14 protein-coding genes and 1 tRNA gene are annotated in these 16,611 nt (G+C 65.5%); 5 read left to right on the forward strand and 10 right to left on the reverse strand.

The window, feature by feature from the left end; genetic code table 11:
* Positions 1 to 2: 2 nt before the first annotated feature.
* The 8 genes from ACTXG5_RS03520 to ACTXG5_RS03555 all read right to left on the reverse strand — a co-directional run bounded on the left by ACTXG5_RS03520 (position 3) and on the right by ACTXG5_RS03555 (position 9,442).
* The gene (locus ACTXG5_RS03520; protein WP_445162378.1) at positions 3 to 377 is read right to left on the reverse strand and encodes a nuclear transport factor 2 family protein; all 375 of its coding nucleotides are present in this window, start codon (positions 375 to 377) and stop codon (positions 3 to 5) included.
* A gap of 51 nt (positions 378 to 428) precedes the next feature.
* The gene (locus ACTXG5_RS03525) at positions 429 to 1,184 is read right to left on the reverse strand and encodes a maleylpyruvate isomerase family mycothiol-dependent enzyme (protein WP_445162379.1); all 756 of its coding nucleotides are present in this window, start codon (positions 1,182 to 1,184) and stop codon (positions 429 to 431) included.
* Between the two features lie 22 nt (positions 1,185 to 1,206).
* Positions 1,207 to 2,532, reverse strand: a complete 1,326-nt coding sequence (locus tag ACTXG5_RS03530) for a UDP-glucose dehydrogenase family protein (protein WP_445164242.1) — start codon at positions 2,530 to 2,532, stop codon at positions 1,207 to 1,209.
* An 88-nt stretch (positions 2,533 to 2,620) separates the two neighbouring features.
* Positions 2,621 to 4,147 (reverse strand): DUF7159 family protein, encoded by a 1,527-nt coding sequence (locus tag ACTXG5_RS03535; RefSeq protein WP_445162380.1) that lies wholly within the window; start codon positions 4,145 to 4,147, stop codon positions 2,621 to 2,623.
* Positions 4,148 to 4,298: 151 nt separating this feature from the next.
* Positions 4,299 to 5,822: a DUF7159 family protein gene (locus tag ACTXG5_RS03540; protein WP_445162381.1), complete on the reverse strand. Its 1,524-nt coding sequence runs from the start codon at positions 5,820 to 5,822 to the stop codon at positions 4,299 to 4,301.
* Positions 5,823 to 5,921: 99 nt separating this feature from the next.
* On the reverse strand, positions 5,922 to 8,027 hold the full coding sequence (locus ACTXG5_RS03545) for a DUF7159 family protein (protein WP_445164243.1): 2,106 nt from the start codon (positions 8,025 to 8,027) through the stop codon (positions 5,922 to 5,924).
* 152 nt (positions 8,028 to 8,179) lie between these two features.
* The gene (dcd, locus tag ACTXG5_RS03550) at positions 8,180 to 8,752 is read right to left on the reverse strand and encodes a dCTP deaminase (RefSeq protein ID WP_445162382.1); all 573 of its coding nucleotides are present in this window, start codon (positions 8,750 to 8,752) and stop codon (positions 8,180 to 8,182) included.
* A 42-nt stretch (positions 8,753 to 8,794) separates the two neighbouring features.
* Positions 8,795 to 9,442, reverse strand: a complete 648-nt coding sequence (locus tag ACTXG5_RS03555) for a hypothetical protein (RefSeq protein WP_445162383.1) — start codon at positions 9,440 to 9,442, stop codon at positions 8,795 to 8,797.
* A gap of 137 nt (positions 9,443 to 9,579) precedes the next feature.
* Here ACTXG5_RS03555 and ACTXG5_RS03560 point away from each other — a divergent pair.
* Together ACTXG5_RS03560 and ACTXG5_RS03565 are read left to right on the forward strand one after the other, a co-directional pair.
* Positions 9,580 to 9,653: transfer RNA gene (locus ACTXG5_RS03560), tRNA-Gly, on the forward strand.
* A gap of 385 nt (positions 9,654 to 10,038) precedes the next feature.
* On the forward strand, positions 10,039 to 11,133 hold the full coding sequence (locus tag ACTXG5_RS03565; protein ID WP_445162384.1) for a Fic family protein: 1,095 nt from the start codon (positions 10,039 to 10,041) through the stop codon (positions 11,131 to 11,133).
* Between the two features lie 110 nt (positions 11,134 to 11,243).
* Here the strand turns inward: ACTXG5_RS03565 and ACTXG5_RS03570 are convergent, their stop codons facing one another.
* Complete coding sequence (locus tag ACTXG5_RS03570) at positions 11,244 to 12,281, reverse strand: FAD/NAD(P)-binding protein (RefSeq protein ID WP_445164244.1); 1,038 nt, start codon at positions 12,279 to 12,281, stop codon at positions 11,244 to 11,246.
* A gap of 229 nt (positions 12,282 to 12,510) precedes the next feature.
* On the opposite strand from ACTXG5_RS03570, the gene ACTXG5_RS03575 reads away from it, so the two are divergent.
* Both ACTXG5_RS03575 and ACTXG5_RS03580 read left to right on the forward strand, forming a co-directional pair.
* Entirely contained in the window at positions 12,511 to 13,443 is a 933-nt protein-coding gene (locus tag ACTXG5_RS03575) for a LysR family transcriptional regulator (RefSeq protein ID WP_445162385.1), read from the forward strand.
* 136 nt (positions 13,444 to 13,579) lie between these two features.
* The gene (locus ACTXG5_RS03580; protein WP_445162386.1) at positions 13,580 to 14,926 is read left to right on the forward strand and encodes an alpha/beta fold hydrolase; all 1,347 of its coding nucleotides are present in this window, start codon (positions 13,580 to 13,582) and stop codon (positions 14,924 to 14,926) included.
* A gap of 15 nt (positions 14,927 to 14,941) precedes the next feature.
* On the opposite strand, the gene ACTXG5_RS03585 is transcribed toward ACTXG5_RS03580, so the two are convergent.
* Positions 14,942 to 15,541 carry a S1 family peptidase gene (locus ACTXG5_RS03585; RefSeq protein WP_445164245.1) on the reverse strand — a complete coding sequence of 200 codons (600 nt, stop codon included), beginning with the start codon at positions 15,539 to 15,541 and terminating at the stop codon, positions 14,942 to 14,944.
* Between the two features lie 222 nt (positions 15,542 to 15,763).
* On the opposite strand from ACTXG5_RS03585, the gene ACTXG5_RS03590 reads away from it, so the two are divergent.
* The gene (locus tag ACTXG5_RS03590; protein ID WP_445162387.1) at positions 15,764 to 16,594 is read left to right on the forward strand and encodes a L,D-transpeptidase; all 831 of its coding nucleotides are present in this window, start codon (positions 15,764 to 15,766) and stop codon (positions 16,592 to 16,594) included.
* Positions 16,595 to 16,611: the final 17 nt, after the last annotated feature.

A 16,611-nucleotide genomic window follows, 5' to 3' on the forward strand; every position in this document is an offset into this window, starting at 1 on the left:
CCTCAATCCACGACGTCGGCGTCGGTGAGTTCGGTGGCCGCCAGCGCCGACGCCAAGTCCTGATGGCGGAATACCGAGGTGACATGATCGTGGACCACGCGGAACGCCAACGCCGTGTTGGTGACCACCCCGGGAGTGTCGGGGCTGCCGACCTTTTGTTCGACGACGACGACGCCGTCGTGCACATACATCCGGCCGAGCTCCGTGGTCGCCTGGCGGGAGGTGGCCCATCTGCGCAGCGCCTCGTGGCCCTGTGCGGCTCCGTGCGCCTCGCCCATGTCGATGTCGTCGCTGGACAAGGCAACCAGGGTGTCGAGGTCGGAAGTGTTGAGGGCATCGTGCCAAGCCATAACGGTGGCGAGCTCCGAAGTGGTCATGACTGCAAATTACCGTGTGCCCCTGCCTGGCACGTCATTTCCCCAGCGTTGCTAGAGAGGCGTGCGCTCCAGCCAGTTTTGCCACACGGTGTCGTCGCCGAATATCTCGATACCGGTCTCGGCGAGCGACGTTCGCCGCGCCATCGCCAGCAACAGCTCGGTGGCGCCGCCCCGTAACGCCGCACTGCCCTTGCCGTGCTCGTGTGACCAGGCGATGCCGGTGTCGGCGACGTTGATCGTCCATTCACCGGCTTCGCCGATTCCGGGGTCGGTCGCGTGCAGGTGCAGGGTTTTGCCGTCCTCGAGCGGCAGCGGGGCGCCATTGCTGCCGGCCCGGATCGCGATTCGCTCGAGGAACTCGGTGATCCCGTCCGCCGCGACGTCGGGGTCGAGGGTGAATTCGCGTCCGAGCGCGATGGCCCCGTCGGCCCGATGCACCGACGTTTCGTGCAGCCGGCGCCGGATCCACCAGTTCGCCGGGCGCTCCCCGAGAAAGGTCCACACCGGCGTCTCCACACCCGACAGCTCGACGGCGTCGAGCAGCCGCTGCGCTCCGCCGTGCAACCAGGAGATCGCGTCGGCCGGATCCGGCGGCGGCTTGCCGCCTTCGACGCTGCGGAGATCGGGCGGCTGGTCGACTCGATCCCGGACGATCTGCGCGGCCCAGCGATCGCCCCGGCCGACATGGCGGAACAGCTGCTTGAGGCTCCAGCCCGGGCACGTCGGCACCGGCTGGGACTCGTCGACATCGCGGAAAAGCTCCGAAAATGCGCGGTTTTCCTCCAAAAAGGCGGCCGCGTAATCCACGAAGTCAGGCTACCCGCCCGACTTAGGGCCGCCGCGCTCCGAGCCGGAACACTCGCCAGCCCGCCTGCGTCCAACGGTCGGCGTCCAGGCAGTTGCGACCGTCGACGACGACTCGCGCCCGCACCCCGTCGGCGAGGTCGTCGGGGTCGAGGTCGGTGAACTCCTGCCACTCGGTCAGCACCAAAACCGCGTCCGCACCCTCGCATGCCTCATTCACCGACACCGCGTAGTTCAGCGTCGGGAACAGGCGGCGCGCGTTCTCCAGGGCTTTCGGGTCGTAGACGTTGACCGCGGCCCCGTTGAGCTGCAGCTGGCCCGCGACGTTGAGCGCCGGCGAGTCGCGCACATCGTCGGACTCGGGCTTGAAAGCCACACCGAGCACGGCGATGTTGGCGCCCAGCAACGAACCACCACACGCCGCGGTGGTGAGCTCAACCATTTTGGTGCGCCGGCGCATGTTGATGCTGTCCACCTCGCGCAGGAACGTCAACGCCTGGTTGGCTCCCAGCTCGCCCGCGCGGGCCATGAACGCCCGGATGTCCTTGGGCAGGCAGCCACCGCCAAAACCCAAGCCCGCGTTGAGGAATTTGCGTCCGATCCGCGAGTCGTATCCGAGCGCGTCGGCCAGCAGCGTGACGTCGGCACCCGACGCCTCGCACACCTCGGAGATCGCGTTGATAAACGAAATCTTGGTCGCGAGAAAAGCGTTGGCCGCAACCTTGGCCAATTCCGCGGTCTGCAAATCGGTTACCAGGAACGGCACACCGGCGTCGAGGAGCGGCGCATACAACTCGCGGATCACCATCTCCGAGCGCGCCGAATCCTGCTGGATGCCAAGCACAATGCGGTCCGGCTCCAAGGTGTCGTGCACCGCGTGCCCCTCACGCAGGAACTCTGGATTCCAGGCGATTTCGACATCGACTCCCGCAGGTGCCAGCGCAGCGGCCCGCTCGGCCAGCTCTGCGGCGGTGCCGACGGGGACAGTCGATTTACCGACCAGGACGGCCGCTCTGGTCAGCCGCGGTACGAGATTGTCGATGACGGCGTGGACATGGCTCAGGTCGGCGCCGTATTCGCCCTTCTTTTGCGGCGTGCCGACGCCCAGGAAATGCACGTCGGCGAAATCGGCCGCCAAGTCGTAGTCAGTGGTGAACCGCAGTCGCCCGGCAGCCAAGTTTTCGGTCAGCAGCTCTCGCAGACCCGGCTCGTAGAAGGGGATGTCACCCGCGGCCAGCTTGGCGACTTTCCCTGGGTCGATATCGACACCGATGACCTCGTGCCCCAGTTGCGCCATCCCGACTGCGTGCGTGGCGCCCAGATAGCCAGTGCCGAAGACGGTGCATCGCATACGTCCGGTGTAGGTGGCCGCCATGAGCTAATTGCATCGCGCCGCTGAGCGGGAGGCAAACGGAAGGTGACAGGTGGCCGCTGGCGAGTTACCGGTGACCACCGCCGCCGTGACCGCCACCGAAACCACCGTGGCCGCCGCCACCTGGGAATCCACCACCGCCGGGGAAGCCACCACCACCGTGACCGCCACCGGGGAAGCCGCCACCGCCGGGGCCACCGGGGAATCCGCCGTGGCCACCGGGACCCTGGTTACCGGGGAAACCGCCGTGGCCACCGGGACCCTGGTTACCGGGGAACCCGCCACCACCAGGGCCGAACGGCCCGCCGATGATCGGGGGTATGGGCAGTGGGATCGGGATGGGAATCGGCGCCACCGGCGCGGGAGCTGGGGCCTCCGGCACCGGAATCGGAGCGGGAGCGTCGGGTATTGGTGCAGGCGCCGCCGGCAGCTGGACAGGGATGGGCGCGGGCGCGTCGGGGACCTGGACAGGAGCGGGGGCCTCAGGAACAGGCGCCGGAGCGGGAATCGGGGCCGCCTCAGGGGCTGGAGCCGCCGGTGCCGGAGCTGCCGGCGCCGGGATCCCCTGGGCGGGGGCGACGATGTTGTGGCCTGGAACGGGTTTCACACCGGCCGTCGGCCGGATCGCGATCGCCAGCGAAACGACCAGCGCCGCCACCCCGACGATGAAGACCGCGGCCACCGCGCTGCCAACCAAGCCGAAGGACCTGGGTTCGTGATAGTCAGCAAGCTCAGTCGCGGCGGTGTGCTCACCGGTATAGGTGTCGGCATAGTCATCGGGGATCGCGCTGTACGCCAGCGCGTCCTCGCCGGAATCCGGGATGTCGAAGTAGCCGGGGGCGATCGCGAACGGGTCAAGGGCGCCGGTCCCCGGGTCCTGCGCGTATGCCCGCGCGGCGGTCGACGACACGAATAGCGGCGCATTCGCCGACGCCAGCGCCGCTCCGCGAGCCAGCGCGGTGTCGGGCTCCTCGGGCATCGTCAGCGGGAGCGTGGTTGCGGCCTCCAAGGCCGACTTGATCAGCGGAAGATCGACGCCGGAGCCGACGACGAACACGGCGCCTGGGCGCGTTTCCAGCGCCTCCGCTTCCGAGACCATCGTTGCCAGCTGGGCCACCGCCGCGTCGTCGTCCTCGGGCAGGGCCTGGCGGTGCACGTCGCCGATCGACCCGTCGGCGGTGTCGACGAGCGCCAACGTCGCGGTGTCGGGTTCGATGAATAACAGCGCGGTCTGCGCGTAGTTGGTCTCGTTGCCGACAGCCTGCGCCAGGGCGGCCGCGGCCAGGAAGGCCGAGACCAACATCACATTCTCGACCTTGTGCGCGGCCAGCGCATCGCGCAGCGCGGCAGCCTCGATGGGATCGGTCCAGGTGACTCCCGTCGACGTCAGCTGGTAGCCGCCTTGGGCAGCACCCTCCTGGGTTCCCAAGATCGCCGAGACAACTTGGTCCGCGGCAGAGGTCGTTGCGGCGTCATCGTCGGACGCGACATCGAAATTGTCTTCATCGACGGTGGCGCCATCGCCATTTTCGCCTTCGACCAGCACCATCCGGACTGCTGTCGGCGCCATCGACACGCCAAGTACGGTGTCCAAAGCCCCTCCATCGTCTTTTGCTTACCACTGGTGCGGGATTCGACGTCATCGCAGGCTCCGGCCACCTCGAGACGTTGTGAATCCCCGTCCTGTATTCCCCCGGCGCCACGATTTTACGCGCGTTCCGCGGGCCGTGTCCGCGACGAGACGGCTAGCGGTGCCCGAATCCACCGAATCCGTGGCCACCCCCGAAACCACCAAATCCATGCCCGCCGCCGAACGGACCATGACCACCTCCGAAGGGACCGTGACCCCCGCCGAACGGGCCATGACCGCCGCCAAAGGGTCCACCTCCAGACGGACCATGCCCGCCCCCGAAGGGTCCACCTCCGAACGGGCCGTGACCGCCACCGAACGGACCACCTCCAAACGGGCCGTGACCGCCGCCGAACGGACCGCGGGGACCGGGTCCTCCGCCGAAGGGTCCACGGGGTGCTGGAGGCCGGAGAACAGGCACGCGGGGAACGATCACCGGCGGAACGATCACCGGCGGCGCAAGCACCCGCGGCGCCGCGGGGATCGGAGCCGGCACGTTCATCGGATGGGGTATTGCGACGGGCGCCGGCGTCGCGACTCTCGGCTTCGGGACCGAAGCCGCACGCGGCGGTGCGGAATGCGCTGGGACGACGATGTTTTCGTTGGGATCTGGCCGCAAAGCGACCGTCGGGCGGATGCCTATTGCCAGCGCAATCTCCAGCGCCACCACCGCGGTGATGAATATCACCGCCAGCATGCTGCCCACCAGCACAATGGATTTGCGGCGTTGCGCGTCCTCATCGAGACCGATGACGGTCTGGGCATCGGCGTCCTCATCCCGCACGGCACTGTAGGCGACGTTGCCCGGGCCTTTGCCGGCATCGGCGGCGGCCGCGGCAGCCGCTCGGTATTCGGGCAGATACCCGGGGAGGAGTCCCGGCGACTGTCCGGCGAGCGCCAACGGATCCATCTCGCCGGTGCCGGGGTCGAGCGCGTAAGCCAGCGCCGCGGTGGAGGAGGCGAACAACGGCGCATTCGCCGACGCCAGCGCCGCACCCCGCGCGAGGGCCATCTCCGGCTCGTCGGGTACCGATAACTCGAGCGAAGTCGCGGCCTCCAACGCCGGTTTGATCAGCGGGATGTCGACGCCCGAACCGACGACGACGACGCCCGCCGGGTCCATTTCGAGCGTTTCAGCGCCGGCCACCAATTCGACGAGCTCGGCCACCGCCTGGCCTTCGTCGTCAGCGAGAACTCTGCGATGGACATCGGTGATCGAGCCGTCAGCGGTGTCGACCACAGCCAGGGTGGCGGTATACGGCTCGACGAACAGCAGCGCGGTACGTGCGTAGTTAGTGGCGTCGCCGACTGCCTGGGTCAGCGCGGCCGCGGCCATGAAGGCCGAGACCAGCATGACGTTCTCGATCTTGTGGGCGATCAGCGCATCGCGCAGCAACGCGGCCTGGACGTGATCGGTCCATGTCACCCCGCTCGCTAGCAGCTGGAAGCCGCCGCCGGTGGCGCTTTCGCGAGTGCCCAAGATGGCCGAGATGACCTGAGAGGGCGCGCTGAAGGGCGCCGCACCGGCGACGTCGAAGTCGTCCTGGTCGACAGTGACACCGTCGGCGCTTTCCCCTTCGACGAGCACCATGCGGACCTTCGTCGACGCCATCGAGACGCCGAGGACGATGTCCACCACCGTGTTGAAACTCCCCCTGAGTTAATTCGCTGCGCTGCGGTCAATTGCTCGGCCGCGACGATTCGACCCTACTCGCAGATCGTTAGGCGCGGTAACGACCTAGTGGTGACCGCCACCACCGCCACTGTGGCCGCCACCGCCGCCACCACCGCTGTGGCCGCCGCCAAAGCCGCCACCGCCGCCGCCACCACCGAATCCGCCACCACTGTGGCCACCGCCGCCGAACCCGCCACCCGGAGCCCCGCCACCGCCAATGGGCCCGCTCGGAGCATGGCCACCTCCACCGAAGCCGCCACTTGGAGCTCCACCTCCGCCAAAGGGTCCGCCACCGCCAATGGGCCCGCTCGGAGCATGGCCACCACCGCCGAACGGCCCACCCGAAGGCCCACCACCGATAGGTCCGCCGCCTCCGAAGGGCCCGCCACCGCCGGGTCCGCTCGGAGCATGGCCGCCTCCGCCGAACGGTCCACCTCCGATGGGCCCACCACCGATGGGACCGCTCGGAGCATGGCCACCACCGCCGAAGGGTCCACCCGAAGGCCCACCGCCGATGGGACCGCCGCCACCCTCACCACCGGGACCGCCGCCGGGAAGGTGAACGGGACCACCGCCTTCGGGCCCGCCGGGACCCGTGCCAGGAAGGTGACCAGGGCCGCTGCCGGGACCGCCCGGACCCGAGCCGGGCAGGTTGCCGGGACCGCCGCCATTGGCGCCACCGGAACCCGTGCCCGGAGGGGGAACATGCCCGCCACCCTGGCCGCCAGGTCCAGTCGGCTTGGGCGACGGGCCCGACTCTGGAGGAGTTTGATGCGGGGGCGACTGCGGGCTTGTGCCCCAGCCGGGTTCCGGCGACTGCGGCTCGGGGATATGGATGGGCGGCTGCTGCAGCACGGGTTGCGGCGGCACCAAGCGCGGCGGGCCCTGGATCACCGGCGGGCTCATGACCCAAGCCGGAGTAGGTACGTGCACGGGAATCGGCAGCACCGGAGGAAGCACGACCGGTACCGGCACAGGGACCGGGGCCGGGGCCGGGGCCGGGGCCGCCGGCAGGGGCGGAGCCGCGGGAAGCGGGGCCGCCGGCAGCGGCGCTGCAAACGCCGGATTCATCGGCTTAGGCGCGGCCATCGGCCGGGGCGCACTGATTTCCGGCTTCGGAGCGGACGCCTGAACCGGTGGCGGCGCGGGGGCCGGTTGGGTTGGGACGATGAGGTTTTCGCGCGGGGTGGGCTGCAGCGCTATGTCCGTCGTACGGATACCGATCGCCAGTGCGATCTCAAGGGCGACCACCGCGCTGATGGCAACCACCGCCATCCCGCTGCCGAGCAGCAGCACCGGCCTGCGACGCGGTTGGGCCTCGCCCGGATCGACCAGGTCAATCGGGTTGATCACGACGGTTGGAGCGTCGGCGTCCTCGTCGGCCAGCAGGCTGTAGGCGAGTTCGTCGTCGCCCCGCCCGGCGCCTCCGGGAAGGTAGGAGACGCCGAAGTATTCGGGCATCGCCGACGGGTCGACGGCACCGGTGCCCGGGTCTTGCGCGTAAGCCAGCGCCGCGGTCGACGAGGCGAACAACGGGGCATTCGCCGACGCCAGCGCCGCCCCGCGGGCCAGCGCCGTCTCGGGCTCTTCTGGCGCGCTCACAATAAGTGAGGTCGCGGAATCCAATGCCGGCTTGATTGCGGCGATGTTGACGTCCGAGCCGACCACAAACACCCCACCGGGAGCCGATTCCAGCTCGTCGAGCCCCGAGATCATCCCGGTCAGTTGTGCGGTGGCCTCGTCGTCGGAGTCCGGATCGAGCTGTTCTCGGTAGACCTCGGCGATGGAACCATCTGAGGTCGCGACGACAGCCAACGTCGCGGTGTCGGGCTCCACGAAAAGCACCGCGGTGCTGTCGTAACCCATTGCGCCGCCAACGGATTGGCCGAGCGCAGCAGCGGCCAGGAACGCCGAGACCAGCATCACGTTCTCGAGCTTGTAGGCGGCCAGCGCGTCCCGCAGCACGGTCGCATGCAGCTCGTCCGTCCAGGTCACCCCGATCGAGGACAGCTCAAGGCCGGCATCGGCCGCGCCCTCGCGGGTGCCCAGGATTGCCGAGATCACCCGATCGGGCACGGCGGTGGGTTCTGTGTCATCGGTCTCGCCGACGTGGAACCCGTCCTCTTCGACCAAAGCGCCGTCGGCATTTTCGCCTTCGACCACGACCATCTGGACCGACGCCGGTGCGATCGACACCCCGAGCACGATATCCAAAACCAACCCCCTCCAAAGGTGTTGCTGCCGAGCATGGCTCGGGCGGAGGAGAAACCATTGACTACCTAATAATCCCGCAGAAAGCCTGTGCGGGCACCCTGGCGAAGCTATGTAGTTCTTATGAAGTTCTCATAGGAGCGCGACGGCGTCGGTCCCCGCTGGCCCTGGTACTTCGAGCCGACCCGGGAACTGCCGTAAGGGTGTTCGGCCGGGCTGGTCAATCGCAGGATGCACAGCTGGCCGATCTTCATGCCGGGCCACAGGGTGATCGGCAGGTTGGCGACGTTGGACAGCTCGAGGGTGATGTGACCCGTGAAGCCGGGATCGATGAAGCCCGCGGTCGAGTGCGTCAGCAGCCCCAGCCGCCCCAGCGACGACTTCCCTTCCAGTCGCCCCGCGAGGTCATCGGCTAACCCGACCTGCTCCAGGGTCGAGCCCAGCACGAACTCGCCCGGGTGCAAGACGAATGGCTCTCCGGCGGCGGGTTCAACCAGCGTCGTCAGCTCGTCCTGCTGCTTGGCGGGGTCGATGTGGGTATAGCGGGTGTTGTTGAACACCCGGAACATGCTGTCGAGGCGAACGTCAACGCTGGAGGGCTGCACCAGGTCGTCGTCGAACGGGTCGATGCCCAACCGGCCGGCGGAGATTTCGGCCCTGAGGTCACGATCGGAGAGCAGCACGCGACGAGCCTATCTAGTTGCGCAACGCTTGTTGCCTCGCCCTCAGTCGGCGAGAAACATCTCCCCGCCTTTGGCGTAGCCGCCGCCGGTAGTCGTGACGTGGACATGGTCGTAGTGACCGAGCCGGCTCGCTTGGGACCCAGTGGGCGTGTAGTAGACACCGCGCCAAATCGCGTCCTGTATTCCGAATCGTTTCGCGTTCTTCAGCACGTACGCGACGATCTCGTCGCCCAGCGCGATGCCCTGCGGCGACGAGGGATTGGGAATCATCACATCCAACGCCAAGCCAAGGGGATGCCAGGGCAGCGGATCCGGTCGGACACCGCCGATTTCGTGAATCTCAGGGAACGTCACGCTGATACTGCGGGACACCAGGATCGTTCTCACCTGCAGACCCTGCTCCGACGCGAGCCCGACGGGCAAGAAGCGGGATCGGACGTGGTATCTCGATGCGGCCGGCTGACTATCGCGGAAACCCAAACCCGTCGCGCTATGCGGCAAATTCGATTCTGCCGCGACGATTTCCAAGTAGGACGGCGCAGCGTTGCTAATAACGGGCTTGGCTTGGGCGGGGGCGGCAAATGGACCGACATCTCCGGCCACCGCGAAGAACACTGCAGCGGGGGCCAGCACCGCAGCCAGGACTGCTGGTGACTTGCGCCGCTTCCTGGCTAATCTATGCCGACCCACCCAGAGCACATTACGACACAATAACGAAAGAATAAATGTGGGCTTTCTAAATTTGACGGAATAACCGTATTCCGGCGTCGCTGTTCAACTGTTTCGGCTGGTCCCGAGCTCGGGTGCTAGCCTTCTGGGGCAACCGCGCCGATGTAGTTCAATGGCAGAACATCAGCTTCCCAAGCTGAATACGCGGGTTCGATTCCCGTCATCGGCTCCACGACGAACTGCGACAACGCTGTTCGATTTGTTCGAAACTCCGGCTCGCTGTCACGACGTTGTCACAACCCGGTAGAAAGTGTCACGGCAGCCCCGCGGCAGCCCGGTCCGGTGAAGGTGTCGGACCGCGTGCAGCGGCACAGACGGCTGCCAAACCCCCAGGTCGACCGCGCGTGCACCCATGATGGTCGCTCTCGTAACCCGGACTAATGCGCACCAAAGTCCGATTTATCGACCTAACTCGGACTAACGCTATAGTTAGTCCGAGTTAGGAGACATCTATGCAACCCAGAGATGCGTGGCCTAGCCACAGCGCAGAGCGACGCCCGTGGGAACAGACCCAAAGGGGTGGCACCCGCGAGGACAGGACACTTCGTTCCGTCGCAGTGTCGCTTCCCCCCTACATCGCCAAGATCGACGCCAACATCGACGGGGATATCGCTGTCGAACTCGAAGCCGCCATGAGCGAGATTTCTCGACTCGACAGCACGCACGGAACCCACCTCGCAGCGCTCAGCACTCTCCTACTTCGAACAGAATCGGTGGCGTCTTCGAAAATTGAGCGCGTTGAAGCAAGCTTGGACGACTACGCGCGCGCGTTGCACGGCGGAAGAGGCAATTCGAGCGCGGTCTCGATGGTGGCGGCGACCACCGCCCTAAACGAAATGATCGCGAGCGTCGATCGAGATGCCCCCGTACAGACGTCCGCGATCCTGCGCGCACATGAGGCGCTGATGCGAGAAGATCCGACAGAGGGGCAGCACGCTGGTCAAATAAGGACTGTCCAGAACTGGATCGGCGGAAGCGACTACTCGCCGCGAGACGCGCTGTACGTTCCACCACCGCCAGACACGGTGCACGCGTACATGGACGACCTCATGGAGTTCGCGAACCGAACCGACATTCCCGTTCTGATTCAGGCCGCCATCGCGCATGCACAGTTCGAATCAATCCACCCCTTCACCGACGGCAACGGCCGCATCGGCCGGGCACTCGTCAACACCATCTTTAGGCGGAGGGGAGCAACAACGCGCCTCGTTGTCCCTCTGGCATCGGCGCTTGTTGCTCACCGAGAGCGCTACTTCGGCGCGCTCAACACATACCGCGCCGGCGACCTACGCCCACTGATCGTCACATTCGCGAACTCATCAAAGACTGCTGCCGCCGAATCACGCACTACTGCAGAGCGTCTGGCTGAGATACCAGTTGAGTGGCGAAACATGGTCGGACCGATTAGGCGTCACAGCGCGACCGACAAACTACTCCTGCTATTGCCGTCGACGCCGATCGTTTCGTCCGACGACGTCGCATCACTTGTCGATGCACCTCGAAGCAGCGTGTTCGCCGCAATAAAACGACTGCACGACACCGGCGTTCTACGCCCATTGACTGACCGCAAACGAGACCAGGTATGGGGAGCAAGCCTTGTACTCGACGAACTAGACGACTTGGGGCACAGGATCGAGCGAGCGAGCACTTAACTCGGTCCCGGACAACTTGGCGATCGAACGACGAATCGCCGAGGACGCCCGTACCCGGCTTTCGAGCGGTCAGCAACGCCGTCGCTGAGACGTTCAACGGCGCGGCTGGATCAGGTGCCGTAGCGCAGCCAGATCGGCAGGCTTTCATTTAGGTCCCGCATGAACTTCTGCAGTCCGACGCGATACTCCCCGTAGCCCATCGGATCGATCCGATACCCAGGGAAGGCGATGCCGATCCCGAACAGCCCCGGAGCGATGATTCCGTTAGCTGCGTTGTGTTGCAGGCGACCCCACTGCGGCGTCAATGGAAGCGGCCGGCGTTCGAATCCGACGGTGTAGACCACTCGGTCGCATTGATTGAGCAGCTCGTCGCATCCCGCACTGCCAACCAGGCAGCGTTGGAGCCGGCGCGGCAGAGCCCCATCGATGTTCTCGCGGGCCCAACAGGCCGCCTGCCCTTTGAGGCCGCTGTCGTCGAACAGTGTCCAGTCCTCGAATTCAACTGCGTACTTATGGGGCTCGATGTAAAAGTTGACTACTTTCGCCGCCGGTGTCGCCAGTAGGTTTTGCAACACCAATATCGTTGAGTGCGATGAGCCGAAGACGGCAACCGTGGCCGCGTCCAGGGCTTGCCGGGCAAGCTTATTGGGATCCACGGCAACTTCGAGTGGGATTTCCTCAAGACCGGGGTGATCGAGCTTCTTGGGAGTCGCACCAACCGCGAGAACCACGTTTGACGACGTGAGACTGCCCTCCTCGGTGGTCACGATCCAATGGCGTTGGTGGAGACGCAACTCCGTCGCGAAAGTACGATGAGTCTTGACCTGCTCAGCGAGCCTGCCCAATACCCACATGAGCGGATCGGCCACCAGGCCGAGTTGGCATGTCAGCTCGGGATCGAGGTCATGGAGGTCGAAACGCGGCGCCTCGGCGAAACAAAAAGCTGGGGACGCGGCGAAGTAGTTGAGAAACCCCGCGACGCGGGTGTTGCTGGAAACCCCTCGCCAGCGGGTACCGAAGTCACCCACGGTGAACTCTGGATCAACCCAAGCGATTTCGTCAGGTTCGATGCCGTGGTCGAGCAGTCTGCCGACCGTCGCAATCCCGGCGGGTCCCGCACCGATAACAGTCCAGACATACTCGGTCATAATCAAACTCCTCATTGGTCGGCGTCGTTGATCGGCATCAACGCGCACCCTGCTCCTCACGGACGCTGGCACTCGCTGCCAAGTGACGTGAATATGTTGATATTTCTGATGATTCGCCGCTACGCAGCTATTCACTAGCGGCCTTGTCCTTGACGATCCACAAGATTGACTTGTGGCTGACTGCTTGCGAACGGCGCTGATACCCTGGGATGTCGTGCTGAGCGCGCGAATGCCTGAGTTTGGGGCTCTTGAGGTCCTGCTGGCCATTTCGCGCACCGGCAGCCTGGGGGCCGCAGGCCGCGAGTTGGGTCTGTCACAGCAGGCGGTCACGTCACGCCTTAGCTCGCTGGAGAGCCTGACTGGCCTGAGGTTGGTGACGCGCGGCGCTCGGGGATCGACCCTTACCTCGACAGGTTCAATGGTTGCCGAATGGGCCGAACAGCTTCTTGGCGTCGCTGAGCGTCTCGATGCGGGGATCGCGATGTTGCGCCAGGAAAGCCATCGGCGGCTCAAGGTCGCCGCCAGCCTCACCATCGCAGAACAACTCCTGCCGCGGTGGTTGGTGTCTATACGCGACGACGCGAAACAACACGGGACTCGCCCACCTGACATCGTCTTGGTCACGACGAACAGCGATCAGGTAATCCATGCGGTACGGGAAGGTGAGGCCGATCTGGGATTTATCGAAGGGCCGGACGCCCCAAAAGGGTTGCGTAATCGAGTGATAGCCCAGGACGAACTCGTGGTGATCGTCCCCCCGAGCCACAAATGGGCCCGCCGTTCGAGGCCATTGTCACCGGACGAACTCCGCCTCGCCCCATTGGTGTCGAGAGAACCCGGATCGGGGACTCGTGAGTCGCTGTCCGCCGCGCTGCAACGTGGCCTCGGGGCGGCCGCGGAGCAGGCTCCGCCCGCGATCGAATTGCCGTCAACGACCGCTATCCGCGCGGCCGTTCTCGCCGGTGCAGGCCCGGCGGTAGTGAGTCGCCTTTCTGTCGCCGATGACCTCACGCTGAACCGGTTGCGAGTCATACCCGTTGCCGGCCTGGATCTGAGGCGTGAGCTTAGGGCGATCTGGCTCGGTGGCCCGACACCGTCGCCAGGCGCAGCGCGAGACTTGTTGAACCACATCACCCGCCAGCGCATGATTGCGCGGATCTAGGGGCACCGGAAGTGTGAACCAATCGCCGAGGCTCTCGGTGGCTCCGCCGCCCATGCCTTTGTAGACCGGTGGGCGCCCGCAGACTCATCCCTCCGACTACGGCACCTCCCGACCTCGGTGGTGCCAAGATGTCGATATGGGCGACCAACGTGTTCGCTACGCACGCAACGGCTCGGTCCGGCTCGCGTACCGCGAGTTCGGAGAGGGTGAGACGACGCTGGTGTGGAACCCCGGTTGGTTCAGCAACGTCGACCTTGTCGACGAACCCGGAAGTCCCATCACAACCGTCGTCGAACAGCTGGCGGAGGTCACCCGAACCATAGTGTGGGACAAACGCGGCACCGGCCTCTCCGATCCGGCCACCCAGGTGCCTCCTCTCGACGAGCGAATGGACGATCTTCATGCCGTCCTCGACGCCGCGGAGGTCGATCGCCCGGTCCTTTTTGGTATGTCCGAGGGTGGGCCCATGAGCCTCTTATTCGCGGCGACGTACCCGGAACGCGTTCATTCACTGGTGATGTACGGCGTGGCGCCACGGTTTTCTCAGGAGTTGCCGGATTGGCCCTGGGGGTTTAGCGCCCAGGAGAAGGCCGAGCATCTGGAAGCTATCGAAAGTCATTGGGGTGAAGGTGTTCTCGCTGAGCTGTTCTTTGGCGAGATTGCTGACATTCCAGGATTTCACGAGCTCTACGGCCGGTATCAACGGGTGAGCGCGAGCCCAACGATGGCCGCCTGGCTCTGGCAGGCACTCCTCGAGATCGACGTTCGCGGCATTCTTGGTTCCATTCGCGCGCCCACTCTTGTCCTGGCCAGGCCAAATGATCGAATCGCGCCATTTGAGGGCGCGACGGCCTTGGCGGCTGCGATTCCCGGGGCCCAGATCAAGAGACTGCCCGAGGGGCCGCACGCGCTCGTGGATGACGTGGTGGGTTCGGCCATCCTAGAGTTCGTCTGCGGTACATCGAGCACCGCCGTCGACGAACGAATGGTCAAGACGGCGCTGTTCACCGACATAGTCAGTTCCACCGAACTGCTCAGTGCTGGCGGTGATGCACACTGGCGTCGCCAGCTCAATACACACGACAAAGTCGTCGACTGGTTGTTGGAGAAGTACGGCGGCCGCCGGGCAAAACACACGGGTGATGGGATCTTCGCGCTCTTCGACGGGCCGACCAAGGCCACCCGCTGTGCGCTGGAACTGATCCCAGCCCTCGCCACTAGTGGTATCCGGATCAGGGCGGGCGTCCACACCGGTGAATGCGAGCGGCGCGGCGATGAGTGGAGCGGCATGGCGGTGCACACCGGCGCTCGCATCGGCGCGTTGGCAGGTTCGGGTGAGGTTCTGGCCAGCCGCACGGTCCGCGATCTCTCTGCCGGATCGGGCCTGACCTTCGAGAGCCTTGGACCACAACGCCTCAAGGGCCTGCCCGAGGATGTCGAGGTCTACCGGGTCACTACGCCAACGAGCGGGCTAACCTCTTGACAATTCAAGCGAGCGTCAGACGACGATGTGCACGCCCCACCTGCCCAGCAGTGGCTGCACCATGACGAAGTACGTGGTGTTGGGGTCACCCGCGAGCGACGTGGACATCACGATGCCGACCGCTGTCACGGTGCCGTCCGCGTTCTTCACATAACCCGCACCACCGCTGTCACCGGGCTGGGCGAACACGTTGGCTTCGATGACTTCGTCGTCGATGCTTTTGACGGTGCCGCAGGTCTCACCGGTAAACGCGCCGAGCTTGCAGAACGGCATACCCGCCTTGATCTGCGAAGCGCTCAATACGCCCCGGACGCGCTGGCCACCGACATCACCCACCGGTACTCCGACGCCCGGGTCAAGGCGGATGATCGCGGCGTCTCGTCGGTCACCCTCTTCCTCGCTGGAGGTGACATTTCCGAGCGGGACATTCTCTTCGTAGGTGAATGGCGAGCCGTGGTTGCAATGTCCACTGGTAAATAGGTAGTAGCTACCGTCATTTCCTTGGGCCGCGAAACCCGCGGTGCACCTGGTGATTCCATCACTGACCTGGATCCCCGGTGCCGGAGGCGCCGCTGCCAGCGCCGTGCCCGCACAGGCCATCGCGCTCATCGTCATGGCAGCGGCCAGTCCAATCGGTCGAAACCAACGTGCGGCCACACCGTTCTCCTCTGCTGACGACAGACTTCTCCCCGCGCACCATCACGTTGACAGATCAGCCCGCTGTGGCCAAATCGTGACCGACACTTGATCAATTAGTCACGCGCCCTTGCGCTTCCGCAGCTCAGCGCACCTTTACGATCACTATTGCAACTCTGCCAGGTAAAAGGAATTGGGGCCATGAGCGCAGGATTTCGGTGTGCCGTTGCTGTCATCGGGATTGGCGCGAGCGTGGTCGCGGGCAGCGCCATCGTAAGTCTGCCGGTGCCGGCCGATGTGAGTCTGGCAGCGGCGAGCGAGTCGTACGCGTTTCCGATCGCGTCACTTCTACCATCGCGCGGCCAGGTGGTCGGTGTGGCGCACCCCCTGGTGGTGACCTTCCGCGCGCCCGTCGCCAACCGTCGCGCGGCCGAGCGCGCCCTCCAGATCAAGTCGACGCCCGCGATGACCGGCAAGTACGAATGGCTCGACAACAAAGTGGTGCAGTGGACTCCCGACCGGTACTGGCCAGCACACACCACGATCGCCCTAACGGTTGAAGGCCAGCCCACGGAAATCAAAACGGGTCCTGCCGTCATCGGTCTTGCCAGCATCTCGCAGCACACCTTCACCGTGAGCATCGACGGAGCCGAGGCCGGGCCGCCGGAGACACTGCCGGCGCCGCACCACCGCCCGCACTTTGGCGAACAGGGCGTGATGCCGGCCTCGTTGGGGAGGCCCGAGTACCCGACCCCGGTCGGCTCCTACACCGTTCTGTCCAAGGAACGCACAATCACCATGGATTCGAGCAGCGTCGGCATCCCCGTCGACGATCCCGATGGCTACTTGCTGACAGTCAATTACGCCGTCCGTATCAGCCACCACGGCCTCTTCGTGCACTCAGCTCCGTGGGCGGTCAATTCGCTCGGGTTGGACAATGTCAGCCACGGCTGCGTCAGCCTGAGCCCCGATGACGCCGAGTGGTACTACAACAAGGTCAGCGTCGGCGACCCGGTGGTTGTGCAGGACTAGCACCCACGGTCCACGTG

Source organism: Mycobacterium sp. Dal123C01, from assembly GCF_052566995.1.